This is a genomic window from Micromonospora sp. PRAS1, from assembly GCF_059553435.1.
Map to the genome: position 1 here is coordinate 1 of NZ_JCANNB010000088.1, position 2,571 is coordinate 2,571.

The window sequence follows — 2,571 nt, forward strand, 5'->3', positions numbered from 1 at the left end:
GCCGGCGCGACCGACTACAACCTGCCGCTGCCGCCCTTCCGGTTCCGCGGCACGCTCGACGCCGCCGCGCTCGGCGCCGCCCTCAGCGCGCTCACGGCCCGCCACGAGGTGCTGCGGACCCGGCTCGTCACCGCCGCCGACGGCGTGCCGCACCAGGTCATCGACCCGCCCGGTCCGTTCCCGCTGCCGGTCGCCGACGTCACCGGCGCGGCTGACCCTGCCGGCGTCCTCGCCGCCCTGACCGCACGGGACACCGCCGCGCCGTTCGACCTCGCCGCCGATCCGCCGATCCGCGCGGTCCTCGTTCGTCTCGCCCCGGACGAGCACGCCCTCGCCCTGACGCTGCACCACGTGGCCTTCGACGAGTGGTCGGGCCGGATCCTGCGCCGCGAACTCGACGCGCTCCACCGGGGGGAGCCGCTGCCACCACTGCCGGTGCAGTACGCCGACTTCGCCGCCTGGCAACGGGACTGGCTCGCCGGCGATGTCCTCGAGGCCGAGCTCGACCACTGGCGTCGCCGCCTCTCCGGGCTGCCCGCCGTCGACCTGCCCACCGACCGGCCCCGGCCGCCCGTGCGATCCTCGGCCGGCGCCGTGCTCCGTTTCGCCGTGCCGCCGGACGTCACCGCCGGCCTGCGCGCCCTGGCCCGCGAGCGCGGCGCCACCATGTCGATGACGCTGCTGGCCGCCTGCTTCACGCTGCTGGCCCGCCACTACGGCACCGACGACGTGGTCATCGGCACCCCGGTCGCCAACCGCAACCGAGCCGAGACCGAGGGCCTCATCGGGTTCTTCGTCAACACCCTCGTCCTGCGGGCCGATCTGTCCGGCGACCCGGCCTTCGCCGAGCTGCTCGACCGGGTCCGCGGCGTCGCCCTGGACGCCTATGCCCACCAGGACCTGCCGTTCGAGCAACTCGTGGACGCGCTCGGCACCGAGCGCGACCGCTCCCGTACGCCGCTGTTCCAGGCGCTGTTCGATTACTACGGGCAAGCTGACCCGGCCCCCGCCGGTGATCCGGGCGACGAGGTGCAGCACGGGGTGAACGCCAAGTTCGACCTGCGGCTCATCTTCGCCGACGACGGCGCGTCCCTGGCCGGCGCCGTCGAGTACGCAACCGCCCTGTTCGACGAGGCAACCGTGCGGCGGATGATCGGGCAACTGCTCGCCGTGCTGACCACGGTGGCCGGCGCGCCCGGACGGCCGCTGTCCGCCGTCGCCGCGCTGCCGCCGGCCGAGCACGACCTGCTGGTGCGGGCCTGGAACGACACCGCCACCGAACGGCCACCGGCCGGCGGTGTGCACGAGCTGATCGCCGACCGGGCCCGCACCGCACCGGACGCGGTCGCGGTGCTCGCCGGCGCCCGGACGCTTACCTACGGCGCACTGCTCGACCGCGCCGGGCGGCTGGCCCGGCACCTGCGGGACACCGGCGTCGGCCCCGAGACCGTCGTCGGGCTGTGCCTTCCCCGTGGGGCCGACATGGTCGTCGCCGTCCTCGCTGTCTGGCAGGTCGGCGGTACCTACCTGCCGCTCGACCCCGAATACCCGGCCGAGCGGCTCGGGTTCATGCTCGCCGACAGCCGGGCCGCGGTCGTCGTCGGCACCGACGACCTCGTCGGCGACCTGCCCGTCGGCCGGGCCGTCGTCGTGACGCTGGACGACCCGTACACGCGGACCGCCCTGGCCGCGACGGCGCCGCTGCCGGCCGTCGCGCCGCCGGCGCCCGAACAGCTCGCCTACGTCATCTACACCTCCGGCTCGACCGGCCTGCCCAAGGGCGTGCAGGTCACGCACGGGGGCCTCGTCAACTACGTGACCTGGGCGGTCGGGGCCTACGGCGTCACCGCCACCGGCGGTGCGCCGCTGCACACGTCGCTGTCGTTCGACCTGACCGTGACCAGCCTCCTGCCGCCGCTCGTCGCCGGCGCCCCGGTCGTCGTCAGCGGCGACGGCGGCGCCGACGGGCTCGCCGAGATCGCCCGCACCGCCGGTGGCTTCGGCCTGGCCAAGCTCGTCCCCGCCCACCTGCCGCTGCTGCGGGAGATGCTGGCCCCGGCGACCCGGGCCACCATGGCCGCCCGTCTCGTCGTCGGCGGCGAGGCGCTCCCCGGCGCCTACGTGCGGGCCTGGCTTGCCGACGCCCCCGGCACCGTCGTCGTCAACGAGTACGGCCCGACCGAGACCGTCGTCGGCTGCTGCGTCCACGAGCTCACCGCCGGACGGCCCGTGCCCGAGTCGCCACCGATCGGCACGCCCATCGCCAACACCACCGTGTTCGTGCTGGATGCCGGTTTGCGTCCCGTGCCGGTCGGGGCTCCCGGCGAGTTGTACGTGGGTGGGGCTGGCGTCGCTCGTGGGTACGGGGGTCGGGCGGCGTTGACGGCGGAGCGTTTCGTGGCGGATCCGTTTGCTGCTGATGGTTCGCGGATGTACCGGAGCGGTGATCGGGCGCGGTGGCGTGGCGATGGAGTTCTGGAGTTTCTGGGTCGTGTGGATGATCAGTTGAAGGTGCGTGGGTTCCGGATCGAGCCGGGTGAGATCGAGGCGGTGCTGACCGGGCACCCGGCG

General features: G+C 74.7%; 1 protein-coding gene. It reads left to right on the forward strand.

Features of this window, described 5'->3' with window-relative positions:
* On the forward strand, positions 1-2,571 hold a 2,571-nt coding region (locus AC507J_RS32170; RefSeq protein ID WP_496294305.1), incomplete at both ends, for a non-ribosomal peptide synthetase.